13 protein-coding genes and 2 tRNA genes are annotated in these 17,149 nt (G+C 71.5%); 4 read left to right on the top strand and 11 right to left on the bottom strand.

Annotation, left to right across the window (positions count from 1 at the left end; genetic code table 11):
• Positions 1 to 235: 235 nt before the first annotated feature.
• The 4 genes from ACZ51D_RS37390 to ACZ51D_RS37375 form a co-directional block, all read right to left on the bottom strand.
• Positions 236 to 898, bottom strand: a complete 663-nt coding sequence (locus tag ACZ51D_RS37390; RefSeq protein ID WP_218204740.1) for an ATP-dependent Clp protease proteolytic subunit — start codon at positions 896 to 898, stop codon at positions 236 to 238.
• Between the two features lie 56 nt (positions 899 to 954).
• Positions 955 to 1,572, bottom strand: coding sequence for an ATP-dependent Clp protease proteolytic subunit (locus ACZ51D_RS37385; protein ID WP_380303373.1), 618 nt, complete (start codon positions 1,570 to 1,572; stop codon positions 955 to 957).
• Positions 1,573 to 1,840: 268 nt separating this feature from the next.
• The gene (gene tig / locus ACZ51D_RS37380) at positions 1,841 to 3,232 is read right to left on the bottom strand and encodes a trigger factor (protein ID WP_360504090.1); all 1,392 of its coding nucleotides are present in this window, start codon (positions 3,230 to 3,232) and stop codon (positions 1,841 to 1,843) included.
• A 293-nt stretch (positions 3,233 to 3,525) separates the two neighbouring features.
• Positions 3,526 to 3,599 (bottom strand) — tRNA-Pro (locus ACZ51D_RS37375).
• 183 nt (positions 3,600 to 3,782) lie between these two features.
• On the opposite strand from ACZ51D_RS37375, the gene ACZ51D_RS37370 reads away from it, so the two are divergent.
• Positions 3,783 to 3,853, top strand: a tRNA-Gly gene (locus ACZ51D_RS37370).
• Between the two features lie 100 nt (positions 3,854 to 3,953).
• Here ACZ51D_RS37370 and ACZ51D_RS37365 read toward each other — a convergent pair.
• On the bottom strand, positions 3,954 to 4,508 hold the full coding sequence (locus ACZ51D_RS37365; protein WP_465620068.1) for a DUF6197 family protein: 555 nt from the start codon (positions 4,506 to 4,508) through the stop codon (positions 3,954 to 3,956).
• A gap of 190 nt (positions 4,509 to 4,698) precedes the next feature.
• Here ACZ51D_RS37365 and ACZ51D_RS37360 point away from each other — a divergent pair, with 190 nt between their 5' ends.
• The gene (locus ACZ51D_RS37360) at positions 4,699 to 5,490 is read left to right on the top strand and encodes a DUF6348 family protein (protein ID WP_465664749.1); all 792 of its coding nucleotides are present in this window, start codon (positions 4,699 to 4,701) and stop codon (positions 5,488 to 5,490) included.
• 98 nt (positions 5,491 to 5,588) lie between these two features.
• On the opposite strand, the gene ACZ51D_RS37355 is transcribed toward ACZ51D_RS37360, so the two are convergent.
• The 4 genes from ACZ51D_RS37355 to ACZ51D_RS37340 all read right to left on the bottom strand — a co-directional run bounded on the left by ACZ51D_RS37355 (position 5,589) and on the right by ACZ51D_RS37340 (position 8,996).
• On the bottom strand, positions 5,589 to 5,786 hold the full coding sequence (locus ACZ51D_RS37355) for a hypothetical protein (RefSeq protein ID WP_360504084.1): 198 nt from the start codon (positions 5,784 to 5,786) through the stop codon (positions 5,589 to 5,591).
• Positions 5,787 to 6,282: 496 nt separating this feature from the next.
• Complete coding sequence (locus tag ACZ51D_RS37350; protein WP_360504082.1) at positions 6,283 to 7,509, bottom strand: PP2C family protein-serine/threonine phosphatase; 1,227 nt, start codon at positions 7,507 to 7,509, stop codon at positions 6,283 to 6,285.
• Between the two features lie 307 nt (positions 7,510 to 7,816).
• The gene (locus tag ACZ51D_RS37345; RefSeq protein WP_360504080.1) at positions 7,817 to 8,302 is read right to left on the bottom strand and encodes a ribose-5-phosphate isomerase; all 486 of its coding nucleotides are present in this window, start codon (positions 8,300 to 8,302) and stop codon (positions 7,817 to 7,819) included.
• A gap of 79 nt (positions 8,303 to 8,381) precedes the next feature.
• Positions 8,382 to 8,996: a biotin transporter BioY gene (locus ACZ51D_RS37340; RefSeq protein ID WP_465620063.1), complete on the bottom strand. Its 615-nt coding sequence runs from the start codon at positions 8,994 to 8,996 to the stop codon at positions 8,382 to 8,384.
• A 267-nt stretch (positions 8,997 to 9,263) separates the two neighbouring features.
• On the opposite strand from ACZ51D_RS37340, the gene ACZ51D_RS37335 reads away from it, so the two are divergent.
• Positions 9,264 to 10,676 carry an amino acid permease gene (locus tag ACZ51D_RS37335; RefSeq protein WP_465664748.1) on the top strand — a complete coding sequence of 471 codons (1,413 nt, stop codon included), beginning with the start codon at positions 9,264 to 9,266 and terminating at the stop codon, positions 10,674 to 10,676.
• 124 nt (positions 10,677 to 10,800) lie between these two features.
• Here the strand turns inward: ACZ51D_RS37335 and ACZ51D_RS37330 are convergent, their stop codons facing one another.
• Positions 10,801 to 11,433, bottom strand: a complete 633-nt coding sequence (locus ACZ51D_RS37330) for a mycothiol-dependent nitroreductase Rv2466c family protein (RefSeq protein ID WP_360504076.1) — start codon at positions 11,431 to 11,433, stop codon at positions 10,801 to 10,803.
• Positions 11,434 to 11,656: 223 nt separating this feature from the next.
• Between ACZ51D_RS37330 and pepN the strand changes: the two genes are divergently transcribed.
• Entirely contained in the window at positions 11,657 to 14,251 is a 2,595-nt protein-coding gene (gene pepN, locus ACZ51D_RS37325) for an aminopeptidase N (RefSeq protein WP_465620058.1), read from the top strand.
• 195 nt (positions 14,252 to 14,446) lie between these two features.
• On the opposite strand, the gene acnA is transcribed toward pepN, so the two are convergent.
• Complete coding sequence (gene acnA, locus ACZ51D_RS37320; RefSeq protein ID WP_465620056.1) at positions 14,447 to 17,107, bottom strand: aconitate hydratase AcnA; 2,661 nt, start codon at positions 17,105 to 17,107, stop codon at positions 14,447 to 14,449.
• Positions 17,108 to 17,149 lie beyond the last annotated feature (42 nt).

Genomic DNA, 17,149 nt, shown 5'->3' with positions numbered 1-17,149 from the left:
TGGTGCTGTGGACCGTCAACGCCGACGGCGCTCGGTCTCGCTATCCGACGGTACTCTGCCGGGCCCGTGATTCCGTCCTCTTCGCCGGGTCTGCCCTACGCCCTGGGCGAATTGATACCGAACAGATGCCGTGCCACGGACCCGCCGACGGGTTGGGGCGGGACGCGCACCAGGGGTGCGCGCCCCGCCCCGGGGGTTCCCTCCCGCCCGGCTGCGGGCGCGGAGGGAGCCGACCTCAGGAGGTCAGCGACGTCTTGCGAGTGGAGATGATCTGGTCGATCAGGCCGTACTCGGCGGCCTCCTCGGCGGTCAGGATCTTGTCGCGCTCGATGTCCTCGCGCACCTGCTCCACCGACTTGTTGGAGTGCTTGGAGAGCATCTCCTCCAGCTGCTCGCGCATCCGGAAGATCTCCTTGGCCTGGATCTCCAGGTCGGACACCTGGCCGCGGCCGGTCTCGGTGTACGGCTGGTGGATCAGGATCCGGGCGTTCGGCAGCGCCATCCGCTTGCCGGGGGTGCCGGCGGCGAGCAGCACGGCCGCGGCGGAGGCCGCCTGGCCCATGCAGACCGTGGTGATGTCCGGCTTCACGTACTGCATGGTGTCGTAGATGGCCGTCAGGGCCGTGAACGAGCCGCCGGGCGAGTTGATGTACATCTGGATCTCGCGGTCCGGGTCCATCGACTCCAGGCACAGCAGCTGCGCCATGATGTCGTTCGCCGAGACGTCGTCGACCTGCGAGCCGAGGAAGATAATGCGCTCCTCGAACAGCTTGGCGTACGGGTCGTACTCGCGGATGCCCTGCGTGGTGCGCTCCACGAAGCGCGGGACGATGTAGCGGCCCTCGGCGCGCATGTCCTCGACGCGGGCCTGGGCGGCCGACAGGCTGGGGATGTTCATGGGGGTTCTTGTCCTCCGGGGCGTTGGGGCTGTGGTCTCGTTGGCCGGGCCGAGGCTCAGGCGCCCGTGCCGCCGCCGCCGGGGACGTCCGCGGCACTGTGCATGATCGCGTCGATCAGGCCGTACTCCAGGGCCTCCTCCGGCGTGAACCAGCGGTCGCGGTCGGAGTCCCTGGTGATCTGCTCGAAGGACTGGCCGCTGTGGAAGGCGATCAGCTCGGACATCCGCTTCTTGGTGCGGAGCAGCTGCTCGGCCTGGATGCGGATGTCCGTGGCGGAGCCGCCGAGGCCCGCGGAGGGCTGGTGCATCAGGATGTTGGCGTTCGGCAGCGAGAAGCGCTTGCCCTTGGCGCCGGCGGTGAGCAGGAACTGGCCCATCGAGGCGGCCATGCCCATCGCGATGGTGACGACGTCGTTCTTGATGTACTGCATGGTGTCGTAGATCGCCATGCCGGCCGAGATCGAGCCGCCCGGGGAGTTGATGTAGAGGAAGATGTCCTTGTCCGGGTCCGCGGCCAGCAGCAGCAGCTGGGCGGTGATCTTGTTGGCGATGTCGTCGTCGACCTGCTGGCCGAGGAAGATGATCCGCTCGTTGAGCAGTCGGTTGTAGACCTGGTCGCCAAGGCCGCCGAGTACGTCACCAGCGGCGGCGTGCGGCGCCATCGGGCCAGGCATCTGCATCTGCGGGAACGTCACTTAGCCACCTGCTCAGTCGATTTGGACGGTCGATCCACGGCCGTCACGATGTCGCACAGCTTCCGGGTATCACGTCGTGATTGTTGCTGTCCAAGGACCCTAACGCGCAGGCCCGGCCGCAGAATCCCTCACGCAGAACTGTTCGCTGTGAGCGCAGGGTCGCGGCGTCCCGCGGGAGGGAAGACAGCGGGCCCGGACACCATGACGGCGTCCGGGCCCGCTGTGTGCCTCAGGGGGCTGCCGGGGCTCAGGCCTCGGTCTTCTCCTCGGCGGTCTCCTCGGCGGCGGCGGCCTCGACGGTCTCGCCCGTCTCGTCCTCGTCGTCGAAGTTGATCTCGTTGCCCTCGGTGTCGACGACCTTGGCGGCCTCGACCACGGTGGCCAGCGCCTTGCCGCGGGCGACCTCGCCGACCAGCAGCGGCACCTGGCCACCCTGGACGACCTGCTGCGCGAACTGGTCGGGGGTGAGGCCCGAGCCGGCGGCGCGGCGGATGAGGTGCTCGGTCAGCTCCTCCTGGTTAACACCCAGCTCCTCGTCGGCGACGATCTGGTCCAGGACGAACTGGGTCTTGATGCCCTTCTTCGCCTGCTCCTCGATCTCCGCGTCCCACTCCTCGCGGGACTTGCCCTGGGTCTCCAGGTAGGCCTCGATGTTCAGGCCCATCGGCTCGAGCTGGTGGTGCTCGACGTTGTGCTTGCGGGTCTCGATCTCGTCCTTGAGAAGCTTCTCGGGGTACTCGATCTCAACCAGCGCGAGCAGCGCGTCCAGCACCTTCTCCTGGGCCTGGGTGGCCTGGTCGTACTCCTTCATGCGCTCCAGGCGCTTGCGGGAGTCGGCGCGCAGCTCCTCCAGGGTGTCGAACTCGCTGGCCAGCTGGGCGAACTCGTCGTCCAGCTCCGGCAGCTCCTTCTCCTGGACGGCGGTCACGGTGACGGAGACCTCGGAGGTCTTGCCCGCCTGGGTGCCACCCTTGAGCTCGGTCTCGAAGGTCTTCTCCTCGCCGGCGGACAGGCCGATGACGGCCTCGTCGATGCCGTCGATCAGGCGGCCCGAGCCGATCTCGTAGCTGACGCCGGTGGCGGTGCCGTCCTCCGGCACCTCACCGTCGACCTTCGCGACGAGGTCCACGACCACGATGTCGTCGGCGGCCGCGGCGCGCTCGACGTCCTTGACCGACGAGAAGCGCTCGCGCAGCTGCTCCAGCGACTTCTCGATGTCCTCGTCGGAGACGACGATCGGGTCGACGGTCACCTCGATGGAGGAGAACTCCGGCAGGGTGATCTCCGGGCGGATGTCCACCTCGGCGGTGAACTTCAGGTCACCGCCGTCGGCGATCTGCTCGACACCCTCGATGTTGGTGATGTCGGGCTGGCCGAGGACCTCGATCTTGCCCTCGTCGACGGCCTGCGTGTAGAAGCGCGGCAGGGCGTCGTTGACGGCCTCCTCCAGCACGGCGCCACGGCCGAAACGCTGGTCGATGACGCGAGCCGGGATCTTGCCCTTGCGGAAGCCCGGAACCGTGACCTGCTGGTTGATCTTCTTGTACGCCGCGTCGAGGCTGGGCTTGAGCTCCTCGAAGGGCACCTCGACGGTGAGTCGAACCCGGGTCGGGTTCAGAGTCTCGACGGCGCTCTTCACGGTTAGGTCTCCTAGGGGCTTGCGGTCAGGTTGTCTCCGCCCGGCCCCCGCCGCCCGGCCGGAGCCGTACGGGTGGGTCGGACGAGACGGGCGATGGGCGGTTGGAGCTGCATCTCCCGTGGGGTGGACGGTGAGCTTGACTCCTCGCCCTCGTGCGGTTGACCTGGGTGGACGCCGCAGGGACTACCGCCAGCGCCCCATCCTACCGGTACCACGAAAGGCGCACGCCAGGCGCCGCCGTACCGGCGAACAGAACAGGGCCCCGCCACGGTTGGCGAGACCCTGCCGCACTGTCGGGGTGGCCGGATTCGAACCGACGGCCTTCCGCTCCCAAAGCGGACGCGCTACCAAACTGCGCCACACCCCGTGGTGCCGAGAGGAAGCGTACACGGCGGGCCTGTTCGGCTCGCCGCCTATTCGCGCGCGGGCGCGACGGCGGCGACGTTCCGCGCGGGCGCGCAGGGGGTGCTCGAAATGGGGTGTGCACGCGGGGCGCCGGACCAGGTACGCTGTTCCCCGAACTTCCGGCCGGTCACGGCTGGGGGATCGCGCGGGCGTAGCTCAATGGTAGAGCCCTAGTCTTCCAAACTAGTCACGCGAGTTCGATTCTCGTCGCCCGCTCCTCGTCCGGCCCCGGTGCGCATTCCGCGCAGCGGGGCCGGCTGCGTTTCCGGGGCCTTACGGGCCTCCCGCGGCCTCCCCCGGCCCTCCCCCGCGCGGCTCAGAGCCCGAGGCGGGTGGCCCGGGCGGCGGCGCGGTCGAGCAGCAGGTGGACGTCGCCCTCCCGGGTGGTGGGGCGGTCGTTGTACTCGTCCGGGGAGCGCGCCGGGCGGCCGGTGCCGTGCAGCACCTCCATCAGCTGGACCCGGGCGGTGCGGACGGTGACCGGGGTGCCGTAGCCGTACGCCAGCACGGCGGCCTGGGCGCCGAGCAGGCAGACCCGGCCGGCCTCGTCCCACATCGCGCCCTGCAGCCAGCCGTGGGCGCCGATGTAGCGGGAGGCGAGCCGGAGGTGGTCGGCCGCGGTGACCGGGACGGGGCGGGCGGGGCGGCGCAGCGCCCGGTCGAGCAGGGTGGCCCGGGGCACCGGGTGGCCGGCGTGCCAGGGCTGCGGGGCACTGCCGTACGGGCAGACGTACGGCAGCGGGGTGCGGGCGGGGGCGGGCAGCGAGGCGAGGTAGGCCTCGATCTCGGCGACCAGGCCGGAGCCGTCCGGGCCGGACAGCAGTGGTCGGGCCGGGGGCGGAGGGGTCGTCAGGTCGGTGGTGCGGGGCATGCGGGCTCTCCGGGCGGAAGGCTTGCGGGTTCCGCTGCCCAAAGTGGGGCACTCAGGACATTTCCGCGACCGGAGGGTCGGAGAGTCCGGATGGTTTCCCCGCTGGGTTCCGGGCCGATAGCCTCGGCGGCGTTCGAGCGCAGTTCGAGCGCGAGCTCAGCAGCCGCGCTCCCGAAGTGGAGGAGTCCCGGTGCGTCCACACGAGCGACTGGCCGTCATACAGCTCTGTGTGGTCCGGGAGATGGCGCGACTGGGCCAGGTGTTCCGCCTGGACGGCGAGGTGGTGCGCGGTCCGGGCACCACGGCGGTGGCGGTGCGTGAGCACCCGGGGGACGGCGGCGCCGGGCACGTGGACCTCGGCTTCGTGCTGCAGCTCGGACGGGCGGACGCGCCGGTGGTGTGGGACTGCGCGGCCGGCCTCGGCAAGACCGAGGAGGAGAAGCTCGCCAACGCGGTGAAGATGTGGGCGACCACCACCGCCTCGGTGCTGGTCGAGCTCGCGGAGGGGCGCGGGGTCCACGCCGACCGCCCGGACCTGCCCGAACTCCCGGGCTGGCGCGCGGTCCAGGGGCCGGCGGCGGTGTTCGGCTTCGGCAACGAGCACTTGGCGGGCTGGCTCGCCGAGAACCGGGTGCTGTCGGCGCTGGCGCCCGCGCTGCGGTCGGAGCTGGCCGGGCCCGGGCCGGTCGGGGTGAAGCTCTTCCTGGGCGGGAAGGCGGGGGACGACGTCGCCGAGGTCCGGGTGGGCGGCGAGGTGTCGGAGGCGGCGTCGGCGGCGCTGCGCGCGCTGGACTGGCCCCGGGGCGAACGGCTGTGCTGGGCACGGATGTTCGTCCTGTTGACGGCCGAACGGGAAGCACCGGAGCAGGCCGCGTCGGCGGGTGCCGTGGCACCCGCACGGATACGCGTCCCGGCCCCGGCGGCGGCGCGCGCCCGGGGTCTGTTCGCTCGCTGGCGGGAGGCCAGACGGGCCGGCCGGTGACTGTTGTTCGCCCGCTCGCCTCCGGGCGCTCGGGATCCGGTGCCGACGGTCGTCGGCACCGGCGCGCTCTTCGGCTCGGGGTGGGCGATGCGCCCGGATCAGCCTCCGGTGATGCTGGAGATGCTGTGCGCGAGGTTCGCCAGCAGGGAGTTGATCGAGGTCGCGACCGTGGTCTCGTGCAGCATGAAGCCGAACAGGGCGGCGACGATCGCGTGCGGGATCTTCAGCTGCTTGTTGCGGATGAAGATGATGCACAGGATCGCGAACAGGACCAGCGCGGAGACGGAGAGTGCCACCCGGACTCACTTCCTCGTTTTCATAGCGGGGTGCCACCACCCGGCGACACCAGCGAAAGCCGGACCCCGGCATGTCCCACGGTCCCGAGGCGGAATCGCGGACCGTCCGACACACCGCCGGTGAGGGAGCCCACGGTCGACCGCTGTCTGTCGTGCCGCACGTGCCGCCCCCTATCCCCCGAATCCTGAACAGTCCCGCCCGGACTCAGTGTGGTCGACCGTGCCGATTGCGTAAAGGTCTGACAGTCAGCCCAACGCCGATATCCTGCGATGCGAGACGAGTTTCCGCCGACCGGGACGATAGCCGAGCCGTCCTGACGGATCGTCGGCGGGGCTGTGCTGAGCGGCCGGGAAGCGGTCGGGGGCGGTGAACGGAAGCCGCTGGTCCGGTCTGCCGACGGGCCGTCCGATTTGGCCGAAGATCAGCTGCCCGGCTTGACAGTCACTGCCCGCGGCATGTGCCCGGAGACCCGCGGTCGCGCGGACGCTCAGCCGCTCAGTCGCGCCAGAGCAGCAGCACCGCGCGGTCGTCGTTGATGTCCCGGGCGACCGTCTCGATCAGTCCGGCCGCGGCACCCGCGCCCGCGCCCCCGCCGCCGCCCGGCACCAGCCGGTCCGCCTCCCCCATCAGCCGGTCCATGCCCTCCGTGAGGTCCCGGCCCGGCGCCTCGACCATGCCGTCGGTGCACAGCAGCAGGACGTCGCCCCGGTTCAGCCGGCCCCGCACGCCCTCGAACTTGGCGCCGTCGTAGATCCCGAGCAGCGGGCCCTCGGCCTCCTTGACCTCCCAGCGGCCGGCGCCCGCGAGGCGCTGCATGCCCGGCAGGTGCCCGGCCGACAGCAGCTCGTACTCGCCGGTGTCCAGGTCCAGCACCAGGTGGACGGCGGTGGCGAAGCCCTCCTCCCAGCACTGGCGCAGCAGGTAGCCGTTGGCGGCGGGCAGGAAGTCGTGCGCGGGCAGGGAGCCGACCAGGCCGCCGAAGGCGCCGGAGAGCAGCAGCGCGCGGGAGCCGGCGTCCATGCCCTTGCCGGAGACGTCCGCCAGGACCACCTCCAGCAGCCGCCGGCCAGGGCCGGTCCGGGCGGCGACCACGAAGTCCCCGGAGAAGGACTGGCCGCCGGCCGGGCGCAGCGCCATGTCCGCGTGCCAGCCGTCCGGCAGCTCGGGCACCCGGCTCTGCACCCGCAGCCGCTCGCGCAGGTCGAAGAGCATGGTGGAGCCGCCCCACCAGGGCACGCCGACCCGGGCCCGGAACTGGGCCAGCAGCAGGCCGCCCACCCCGGCGGCGCCGACCACCAGGGCCGCGCCCGGGGTGACGCCGTAGACGTAGGCCTCCGGGTTGTCGCTGGCGACCCGCTGGCCGGTGTGGATCACGGACTCGGCGGACAGCCCGAGCGCGGCCAGCGCGTAGAGCACCACCAGGCTGCCGGGGCGCAGCAGCAGCGCGCCGGCCAGGATCGGCAGGACCAGGGAGGTGGGCGGGGCCCAGTCGGGGAGCCAGATGTTGAGCAGGATCAGCAGCGGGACGAGCAGGGCGAGCGCGCAGAGCACCGGCCAGTCGGCGGCGCCGCCGCGGAAGTAGTCGACACCGGCCGTGCGCAGCCTTCGGCGGACCCGGCGGAGCTTCTTGCGCAACCGGGCCGTCACGGGGTCGGACGCCGGGGCGGCGCCGGGCCTCGTCGCAGTCGTCTGGGGCGGTGCGCCCGGCGGTCTGCCAGCCATGGGGCACGACCCTATCCACGGGCACGGCCCGGCGTCGACGGCTCGGACGCGGACGGGGGCGCCGGAGTGCGGGGCGCTCGGCGGGTTTCGGCCGATGGGCGTGGTGGCGGGCGGGCCGTCAGGAGGCGTACGCCCGTTGGGCGGACGAAACCTGCGGGCGGCGCGTGCGCCCCGCGCGCGGGATCGTGCGCGCGCCGGTGACCTGTGGCCGATCCCACAGGGCGGGCAGGGCCGGGGCGCCCGGGACGGCGGCGGCCGGCCGCACGGGAGGGTGCGGCCGGCCGTGGAGGACGGGGGTGGGGGGAGATCAGCCCTGGGGGTGGTGGGCCGGGATCGGCGGAAGCTCGCCGGTGGTCTCGTACTCGCTCAGCATCTCGATCCGGCGGGTGTGCCGCGGCTCGCCGCTGTAGGGGGTGTTGAGGAAGACCTCGACGAACTTGGTGGCCTCCTCCTGCGTGTGCATGCGGCCGCCGATGGAGATCACGTTGGCGTTGTTGTGCTGGCGGCCGAGCTCGGCGGTCTGGGTGCTCCAGGCCAGCGCGGCCCGGACGCCCTCGACCTTGTTGGCGGCGATCGCCTCGCCGTTGCCCGAGCCGCCGATCACGATGCCCAGCGCCTCGGGGTCGGCGGCGGTGCGCTCGGCGGCGCGAAGGCAGAACGGCGGGTAGTCGTCCTCGGCGTCGTAGATGTGCGGCCCGCAGTCGACCGGCTCGTGGCCCGCCTCCTTCAGCCACTCCACGAGGTGGTTCTTCAGTTCGTATCCGGCATGGTCGGAGCCCAGGTACACGCGCATGCCATGAGTGTGGCATGCGCGTGCGCCCGGGCCCGACAACGGGGGCCGGGGCCCGCCCACCGGACGGACGACGCGGGCTTCAGCGCCGGCCGAGGAGCTTCCAGGCCAGCGGCAGGGCGCCGGCGGCGAAGGCGGCCTTGAGGGCGTCGCCGACCAGGTACGGGTAGAGGCCGAGCTCGGCGGCGCGGGCGAGCGACACGTGCAGCGACAGGGCCAGGTACGGGACGCCGACCGCGTAGATGGCGAGGCTGCCGAGGACCATGGTGACCGCGGTGTTCACCGGAGTGCGGTCGGCGCCACGGCGGGCCAGCGCGCCGGTCAGGGCGGCGGCGAGGACGAATCCGAGCACGTAGCCGAACGAGGGCATCGCCCAGCCGGAGGTGCCCTCGGCGAACCAGGGCAGGCCGGCCATGCCGGCGAGCAGGTAGAGGGCGAGCGAGGCCACGCCGCGGCGGGCGCCGAGCGCGGTGCCGACCAGCAGGGCGGCGAAGGTCTGGCCGGTGACCGGCACCGGCGAGCCGGGGACGTTCACCGACAGCTGGGCGGCCACGCCGGTCAGCGCGGCGCCGCCGGCCACCAGGGCCAGGTCGCGGACCTGGCCGCCGAGGCGGGTGGCGGCGTCGGGCAGCAGGTCGGCGAGGACGACGCGGCGCCCTATCGAGGTGCCGGCAGTCGGGGTGGTGGCAGTGGCCATCGGGGGGCTCCTCCGTGGGTCCGGGTGAGTGAACACCTGTGAACCTACGTGGTGATCCACTGCGCGACCGTTCACGGTTTCGGACAAAGCCCCGCCCTCGGGTGTTGTCGGAACCGGCCCGAAACGACGCGCGGTCACGCCTCGGCCACTCCGTGTGGCCGCCCGGTCCGCAATGTGGGCCCGGGCCGAACGTGCTTGGCATGGACAGAGGTGGCCCCGGATATTGGACAACTCATGCCGGATACCGCACAGTCTGGAACCGCCCCTATGGCCCCCACCTCCGCGCCCCCGGCGTCCGGGACCGCCGATGCCACCCAACCGGCGTCGGGTAGCCAGCAGCTCTCCCACGGGCTGAAGCAGCGCCACCTGTCGATGATCGCCCTCGGCGGTGTGATCGGCGCGGGCCTCTTCGTCGGCTCCGGCGCGGGCATCGCGGCCGCCGGCCCGGCGATCATCCTGGCCTTCGTGCTCTCCGGCCTGCTGGTCATGCTGATCATGCGGATGCTCGGCGAGATGTCCGCGGCCCGCCCCGCCTCCGGCTCGTTCTCGGTGCACGCCGAGAAGGAGATCGGCCCGTGGGCCGGAATCACGGCGGGCTGGATGTACTGGGTGATGCTCTGCTGCGGCGTCGCCGCCGAGGCCACCGCCGCTGGGAAGATCGTCAACGGCTGGGTACCGGGCGTCTCCTCCTGGGTCTGGGTCGCCCTGTTCATGGTCTTCTTCTGCGCCAGCAACCTCACCGCGGTGAAGAACTTCGGCGAGTTCGAGTTCTGGTTCGCCACCGTCAAGGTCGCCGCGATCATCGCCTTCCTGGTGCTCGGCGGACTCGGCATCGCCGGGGTGATCGGCCCCGGCGCCCCCGGCACCGGCAACCTCACCGGCCACGGCGGCTTCCTGCCCACCGGCGTCAGCGGACTGATCGTCGGCCTGCTCGCCTCGGTCTTCGCGTACGGCGGTCTGGAGACCGTCACCATCGCCGCCGCCGAGTCCGACGACCCCAAGAAGAACGTCGCCAACGCCGTGCGCACCGCGGTGTGGCGGATCGCGATCTTCTACATCGGCTCGATGGCCCTGGTGGTCACCCTGGTCTCCTGGAAGGACCCGGCGGTCGTCGCCGACGGCCCGTACGTCACCGTGCTGCGCCACCTCGGGGTGCCCGGCGCCGGGGCGATCATGCAGGTCGTGGTGCTGATCGCACTGCTGTCCGCGATGAACGCCAACATCTACGGCGCCTCCCGGATGGCGTACTCGCTGGTCGGCCGCGGCCAGGGCCCCAAGGCGCTGGCCAAGGTCAGCGGCGGGGTGCCGCGCCGGGCCGTGCTCGCCTCCTGCCTGTTCGGCTTCGGCGCCGTCCTGGCCGCCAAGTTCTGGCCGGACACCGTGTTCACCTGGCTGATGAACACCACCGGCGTGGCGATCCTGGTGGTCTGGCTGTTCATCTGCGTGGTCCAGCTGCGGATGCGACGCCGGCTGGAGCGCGAGACGCCCGAGCTGCTCACCGTGAAGATGTGGGGCTACCCGTACCTGACCTGGGTCGCGATGGCCGGCGTGGCCGGCATCCTCGCGCTGATGACCACCACCGAGGGCAACCGGCAGCAGCTGTACGCGGCCGGAGTACTGGTCGCGGTGCTGGTCGTCTCCGGTCTGCTCAAGCAGCGCCGGGACGCCGCCGCCGGCTGAGTCCCGCACATGCGACAGGGCCCGGTACCGACGCTCGGTACCGGGCCCTGTCGCGTCGCCGTCGCCGGCGTCACAGCCACTCGACGCCGGGGCTACCCGAAGCCGGAGCTGCTCGACGCCAGGGCTACTCGAAGGACGGGCCTGCCGTCCGGGTGCGCTTGATCTCGTAGAAGCCGGGGGTGGAGGCCACCAGCAGGGTGCCGTCCCACAGGCGGGCCGCGGCCTCGCCCTTCGGGGCGGGGGTGACCACCGGGCCGAAGAAGGCGACCCGGTCGCCGTCCACGCCCTCGACCGCGATCACCGGGGTGCCGACGTCCTCGCCGACCAGGGTGATGCCCTCCTTGTGGGAGGCGCGCAGGGCTTCGTCGTACTTGTCCGTGTCGGCCGCGTCGGCCAGCTCGGCGGGCAGGCCCGCGGCCACCAGGGCGGCGGTTATGGTCTCCCGGTTCTGCGGCAGGCCCTGGTTGTGGAAGCGCAGGCCCAGCTCGGTGTAGAGCCGGCCGAGCACCTCCTCGCCGTGCTGTTCGGCGGCGGCGATGCACACCCGCACCGCGCCCCAGGCGTTGTCCAGCAGGGCCCGGTAGTTCTCCGGGAGGTCCCGGTGCTCGTTCAGCACCGACAGGCTCATCACGTGCCAGCGCACGTCGACCGGGCGCAGCTGCTGAACCTCGATCAGCCAGCGGGAGGTCATCCACGCCCACGGGCAGGCCGGGTCGAACCAGAAGTCGGCGGTCTTGCGCTCAGCGGCAGTCGTCACTGCGAGTCGTCCTTCGTCAGGTGATCCGGGCAGGGGTGAACTCCCCCAGAGGCTCAACACCCGCCCGGCGCCGCTGATTCCGGTACCGACGCGTCGGTCTGTGCAATGGTACCGACGGCGAGGAGCGTGAAAGGATGTCCCCGCGTGCGCGGAGGACACCGCGCACCGAGACCGCACCACCCACCCGCGCACCACCGTGCGAGCCGGACAAAGGAGTACCGCCGTGCCGGGCAAGAACCTCAGCCGCGACGAAGCCCAGCAGCGGGCCAGCATCCTGGCCGTGGACGGCTACCGCGTCCGGCTCGACGTGACCTCGGCCCCGGACCCGGCCGCCGCCACGTTCCGCTCCGCCACCACGATCACGTTCCGCTGCTCCGAGCCCGGCGCGGACACCTTCCTCGACCTGCTGGCCCCGGCCGTCCGCGCGGTCACCCTCAACGGGCGCGCCCTCGACCCGGCCACCGCCTACGACGGCGCCCGGGTGCACGTCGACGGCCTCGCCGCCGAGAACGTGCTGACCATCGAGGCGGACTGCGCGTACAGCCGCACCGGCGAGGGCCTGCACCGCTTCGTCGACCCCGTGGACGGCGAGACCTACCTCTACACCCACTACGAGCCGGCCGACGCCCGCCGGGTGTTCGCGACCTTCGAACAGCCCGACCTGAAGGCCCCGTTCACCTTCACGGTGACCGCCCCGGCCGCCTGGGACGTCTGGTCCAACGCCCCGCACGAGGGCGTCACCGCCGAGGACGCCACCGGGCAGGACGGCACCGGGCAGGGCGGCAGTCGCACCTGGGAGTTCGCGCCGACCAAGCCGATCTCCACCTACCTCACCGCGGTCGTCGCCGGCCCGTACCACGTCGCCCGCGACCACTACAGCCGCGAACTCGCCGACGGCACCACCCTGGAGATCCCGCTCTCCGCGATGTGCCGCAAGTCCCTCGCCCCGTACTTCGACGCGGACGAGATCCTCGGCGTCACCAAGCTCGGACTCGACTTCTTCCACGAGGAGTTCGACTACCCGTACCCCTTCGGCAAGTACGACCAGGCCTTCGTCCCCGAGTACAACATCGGCGCGATGGAGAACCCCGGCTGCGTCACCTTCCGCGAGGAGTTCGTCTTCCGCTCGAAGGTCACCGACGCCGCCTACGAGGGCCGGGCCAACGTCATCCTGCACGAGATGGCGCACATGTGGTTCGGCGACCTGGTCACCATGCGCTGGTGGGACGACCTGTGGCTGAAGGAGTCCTTCGCCGACTTCATGGGCTCCTACGGCCTGATCGGCGCCCGCACCCGCTACTCCTCCGCCTGGGTCACCTTCGCCAACCAGCGCAAGGCCTGGGCCTACCGGCAGGACCAGTTCCCCACCACGCACCCGATCACCGCGGACATCCGCGACCTCGAGGACGCCAAGCTCAACTTCGACGGCATCACCTACGCCAAGGGCGCCTCCGTCCTCAAGCAGCTGGTGGCGTACGCCGGTTCGGAGGCCTTCTTCGAGGGCGCCCGCCGCTACTTCAAGCGCCACGCCTTCGGCAACACCGAACTCACCGACCTGCTGGACATCCTGGAGGAGACCAGCGGCCGCGACCTCAAGACCTGGGCCGCCGCCTGGCTGCAGACCGCCGGCGTCAACGCGCTCACCCCGCAGGTCACCACCGACGCCGAGGGCCGGATCACCGAGCTCGCGGTCCTGCAGGACGGCGATGTCCTCCGCCCGCACCGGATCGCGGTCGGCCTGTACGACCGGGACGCCGACGGCGCCCTGGTGCGCACCGCGCGGATCGAGCTGGACGTCACCGGCGCCCGCACCGTCGTCACCGAGGCGGCCGGCCGCCCCCGCCCGGCGCTCGTCCTGCTCAACGACGACGACCTGACCTACTGCAAGATCCGCTTCGACGGGGACTCCCTGGAGACCCTGCGTGCCGGCCTCGGCGACATCCACGACGAGCTGTCCCGCGCCCTCGCCTGGTCCGCCGTCTGGAACCTCACCCGGGACGGCCTGATGCCGGCCCGCGACTACGTCGCCCTGGTGCTGCGCTTCGCCGGCCAGGAGGGCAACATCGGCGTGCTGCAGTCGCTGCACGGCCAGGCCAAGACCGCCGTCGACCTGTACGCCGACCCGGCCTGGCGCGGCGAGGGCGGCCGGCTGCTCGCCGACGGCGCCCTGCGCGAGCTGCGCGACGCCGTCCCCGGCAGCGACCACCAGCTGGCCTGGGCCCGCTTCCTTGCCCAGACCGCGGGCGGCGCCGAGCACCTCGGCCTGGTCCGCGGCCTGCTGGCCGGCAGCGCCCGGATCGACGGCCTGGACGTCGACCAGGAGCTGCGCTGGTCGCTGTGGCTGGCCCTGGCCGCCGCCGGCCAGGCCACCGACGAGGAGCTGGCAGCCGAGCTGGCCGCCGACAACACCGCGAGCGGCAGGCGCCAGTACACCCAGTGCCTGGCCGCCCGGCCCACCCCGGAGGCCAAGGCCGCCGCCTGGTCGGCCGTGGTCGACTCGGACGAGCTGCCGAACGCCCTGGTCGAGGCCAACATCGCGGGCTTCGCCCTGCCCGCCCACCGCGACCTGACCACCCTCTACGCGGCCCCGTACTTCAAGCTGCTGGAGAAGATCTGGGCCGATCGGACCATCGAGATCGCGATCCGCTTCGTCGCCGGCTTCTTCCCGGGTGCCCACACCGACGAGCAGACCCTGGCCGAGGCCGACGCCTGGCTGGACGGGCACCCGCAGGCCGCGCCGGCGCTGCGCCGCCTGGTGCTGGAGCGCCGTGACGACCTGGCCCGCGCGCTGCGGGCGCAGGCCTGCGACCGGGCCTGACGGTCCTCGCGCGAAGGGGGCCCACCCGTGCGGTGGGCCCCCTTTCTGCATGGCGTGCCCAAGGCGGTGCTGCCTGCGGAGGCCGGTGCGGCACGCGGAAGTCGGCGCCGGTGGTGCCCGCGGAGGCCGGTGCGGCATGCGGAAGGGGCCGGACCGCGGTGTGCGGTCCGGCCCCTTCAGGCGCTAGGCGTCGGCTCAGCCGATGAGCGAGCGCAGCACGTACTGCAGGATGCCGCCGTTGCGGTAGTAGTCCGCCTCACCGGGGGTGTCGATGCGGACGACCGCGTCGAACTCCTTGACGGCCCCGTCCGCGGCGACGGCCGTGACCTTGACGGTCTTCGGAGTGCGGCCCTCGTTGAGCTCGGTCACGCCGGTGAAGGAGAAGGTCTCCTCGCCGGTGAGGCCGAGGGAGTCGGCGTTCTCGCCCTCCGGGAACTGCAGCGGCAGGACGCCCATGCCGATCAGGTTCGAGCGGTGGATGCGCTCGTAGGACTCGGCGATGACGGCCTTGACGCCGAGCAGCGCGGTGCCCTTGGCGGCCCAGTCGCGGGACGAGCCGGAGCCGTACTCCTTGCCGGCCAGGACGACCAGCGGGGTGCCGGCGGCCTGGTAGTTCTGCGAAGCGTCGTAGATGAACGACACCGGCGCGTCGGCCTGGGTGAAGTCGCGGGTGTAGCCGCCCTCGGTGCCCGGCGCGATCTGGTTGCGCAGGCGGATGTTGGCGAAGGTGCCGCGGATCATCACCTCGTGGTTGCCACGACGGGAACCGTAGGAGTTGAAGTCGCGCTTCTCGACACCGTTGGCGGTCAGGTACTGCGCCGCCGGGGTGCCCGGCTTGATGTTGCCGGCCGGGGAGATGTGGTCGGTGGTGACCGAGTCGCCCAGCTTGGCCAGGACGCGGGCGCCGGCGATGTCGGTCACCGGGCTCGGGGTCTTGGCCATGCCCTCGAAGTACGGGGGCTTGCGGACGTAGGTGGACTCGGCGTCCCACTCGAAGGTGTTGCCGGTCGGGACCGGGAGCGACTGCCAGCGGTGGTCGCCGGCGAAGACGTCCTGGTAGCCCTTGTCGAACATGGCCTCGTCGATGGAGCCGGCGACGGTGTCGGCGACCTCCTGCTCGGTCGGCCAGATGTCGGCGAGGAAGACGTCGTTGCCGTCGGCGTCCTGGCCCAGGGCGTCCTTGGTGATGTCGACGTTCATGTTGCCGGCGAGGGCGTAGGCGACTACCAGCGGCGGGGAGGCCAGGTAGTTCATCTTGACGTCGGGGTTGATCCGGCCCTCGAAGTTGCGGTTGCCGGAGAGCACCGAGACGACCGCCAGGTCGGCCTCGTTGACGGCGGCCGAGACCTCCTCGGGCAGCGGGCCCGAGTTGCCGATGCAGGTGACGCAGCCGTAGCCGACCAGGTTGAAGCCCAGCTTCTCCATGTACGGGAGCAGGCCGGCCTTCTCGTAGTAGTCCATGACGACCTTGGAGCCGGGCGCCAGGGTGGTCTTGACCCACGGCTTGACCGTGAGGCCCTTCTCCACGGCCTTCTTCGCCAGCAGGGCGGCGCCCAGCATGACGGAGGGGTTGGAGGTGTTGGTGCAGGAGGTGATCGAGGCGATCACGACCGCGCCGTTGTCGATCTCGTAGGTCGAGCCGTCGGGGGCGGTGACGGCGGTCGGCTTCGAGGCCTCGGCGGAGTAGGTCGGCAGCGCCTCGGCGAACTTGCTCGCGGCCTCGGCCAGGATCACGCGGTCCTGCGGGCGCTTCGGGCCGGAGATCGACGGGACGACGGTGGAGACGTCCAGCTCGAGGTACTCGGAGTAGACCGGCTCGACCGACGGGTCGTGCCAGAGGCCCTGCTCCTTGGCGTAGGCCTCGACCAGGGCGAGCTGCTGCTCGTCACGGCCGGTCAGGCGCAGGTAGTTGATGGTCTCGGTGTCGATCGGGAAGATCGCGCAGGTCGAGCCGAACTCCGGCGACATGTTGCCGATGGTGGCGCGGTTGGCCAGCGGGATCGAGCCGATGCCGTCGCCGTAGAACTCGACGAACTTGCCGACCACACCGTGCTTGCGCAGCATCTCGGTGATGGTGAGCACGAGGTCGGTGGCGGTGGTGCCGGCCGGCAGCTCACCGGTCAGCTTGAAGCCGACCACGCGCGGGATCAGCATGGAGACCGGCTGGCCGAGCATGGCGGCCTCGGCCTCGATGCCGCCGACGCCCCAGCCCAGCACGCCCAGGCCGTTGACCATGGTGGTGTGCGAGTCGGTGCCGACGCAGGTGTCCGGGTAGGCCTGGCCGCCGCGGACCATGATGGTGCGGGCCAGGTGCTCGATGTTCACCTGGTGGACGATGCCGGTGCCCGGCGGGACGACCTTGAACTCGTCGAAGGCGGTCTGGCCCCAGCGCAGGAACTGGTAGCGCTCCTTGTTGCGGCCGTACTCGATCTCGACGTTCTGGGTGAACGCGTCCTTGGTGCCGAACTTGTCGGCGATGACCGAGTGGTCGATGACCAGCTCGGCCGGGGCCAGCGGGTTGATCTTGGCCGGGTCGCCGCCCAGCTCCTTGACGGCCTCACGCATGGTGGCGAGGTCGACCACGCACGGGACACCGGTGAAGTCCTGCATGATCACGCGGGCCGGGGTGAACTGGATCTCCTGGCTCGGCTGGGCGTTGTTGTCCCAGTTGCCGAGGGCGCGAATGTGGTCGGCGGTGATGTTCGCGCCGTCCTCCGTGCGGAGCAGGTTCTCCAGCAGCACCTTGAGGCTGTACGGCAGCCGCTCGGAACCCTCGACGGCGGAGAGCTTGAAGATCTCGTACGACTCGTCGCCCACCTGCAGCGAGCTGCGGGCGTCGAAGCTGTTCGCGGACACGACTGACTCCTTCTGGGTGCTTCGTGCGATATCCGGCCGCCA

This window comes from Kitasatospora sp. NPDC033851, assembly GCF_055576085.1.
The sequence above is the reverse complement of the archived record's forward strand: the minus strand, read 5'-3'. Positions and strand labels throughout refer to the sequence as shown.

Bases quoted from the DNA above. Each gene is read 5' to 3' on its own strand.
- ACZ51D_RS37335 (WP_465664748.1), top strand. From the start codon at position 9,264: ATGGCCCCCACCTCCGCGCCCCCGGCGTCCGGGACCGCCGATGCCACC.
- ACZ51D_RS37345 (WP_360504080.1), bottom strand. From the start codon at position 8,302: ATGCGCGTGTACCTGGGCTCCGACCATGCCGGATACGAACTGAAGAAC.
- ACZ51D_RS37350 (WP_360504082.1), bottom strand. From the start codon at position 7,509: ATGGCTGGCAGACCGCCGGGCGCACCGCCCCAGACGACTGCGACGAGG.
- ACZ51D_RS37390 (WP_218204740.1), bottom strand. From the start codon at position 898: ATGAACATCCCCAGCCTGTCGGCCGCCCAGGCCCGCGTCGAGGACATG.
- ACZ51D_RS37340 (WP_465620063.1), bottom strand. From the start codon at position 8,996: ATGGCCACTGCCACCACCCCGACTGCCGGCACCTCGATAGGGCGCCGC.
- ACZ51D_RS37365 (WP_465620068.1), bottom strand. From the start codon at position 4,508: ATGCCCCGCACCACCGACCTGACGACCCCTCCGCCCCCGGCCCGACCA.
- ACZ51D_RS37385 (WP_380303373.1), bottom strand. From the start codon at position 1,572: ATGCCTGGCCCGATGGCGCCGCACGCCGCCGCTGGTGACGTACTCGGC.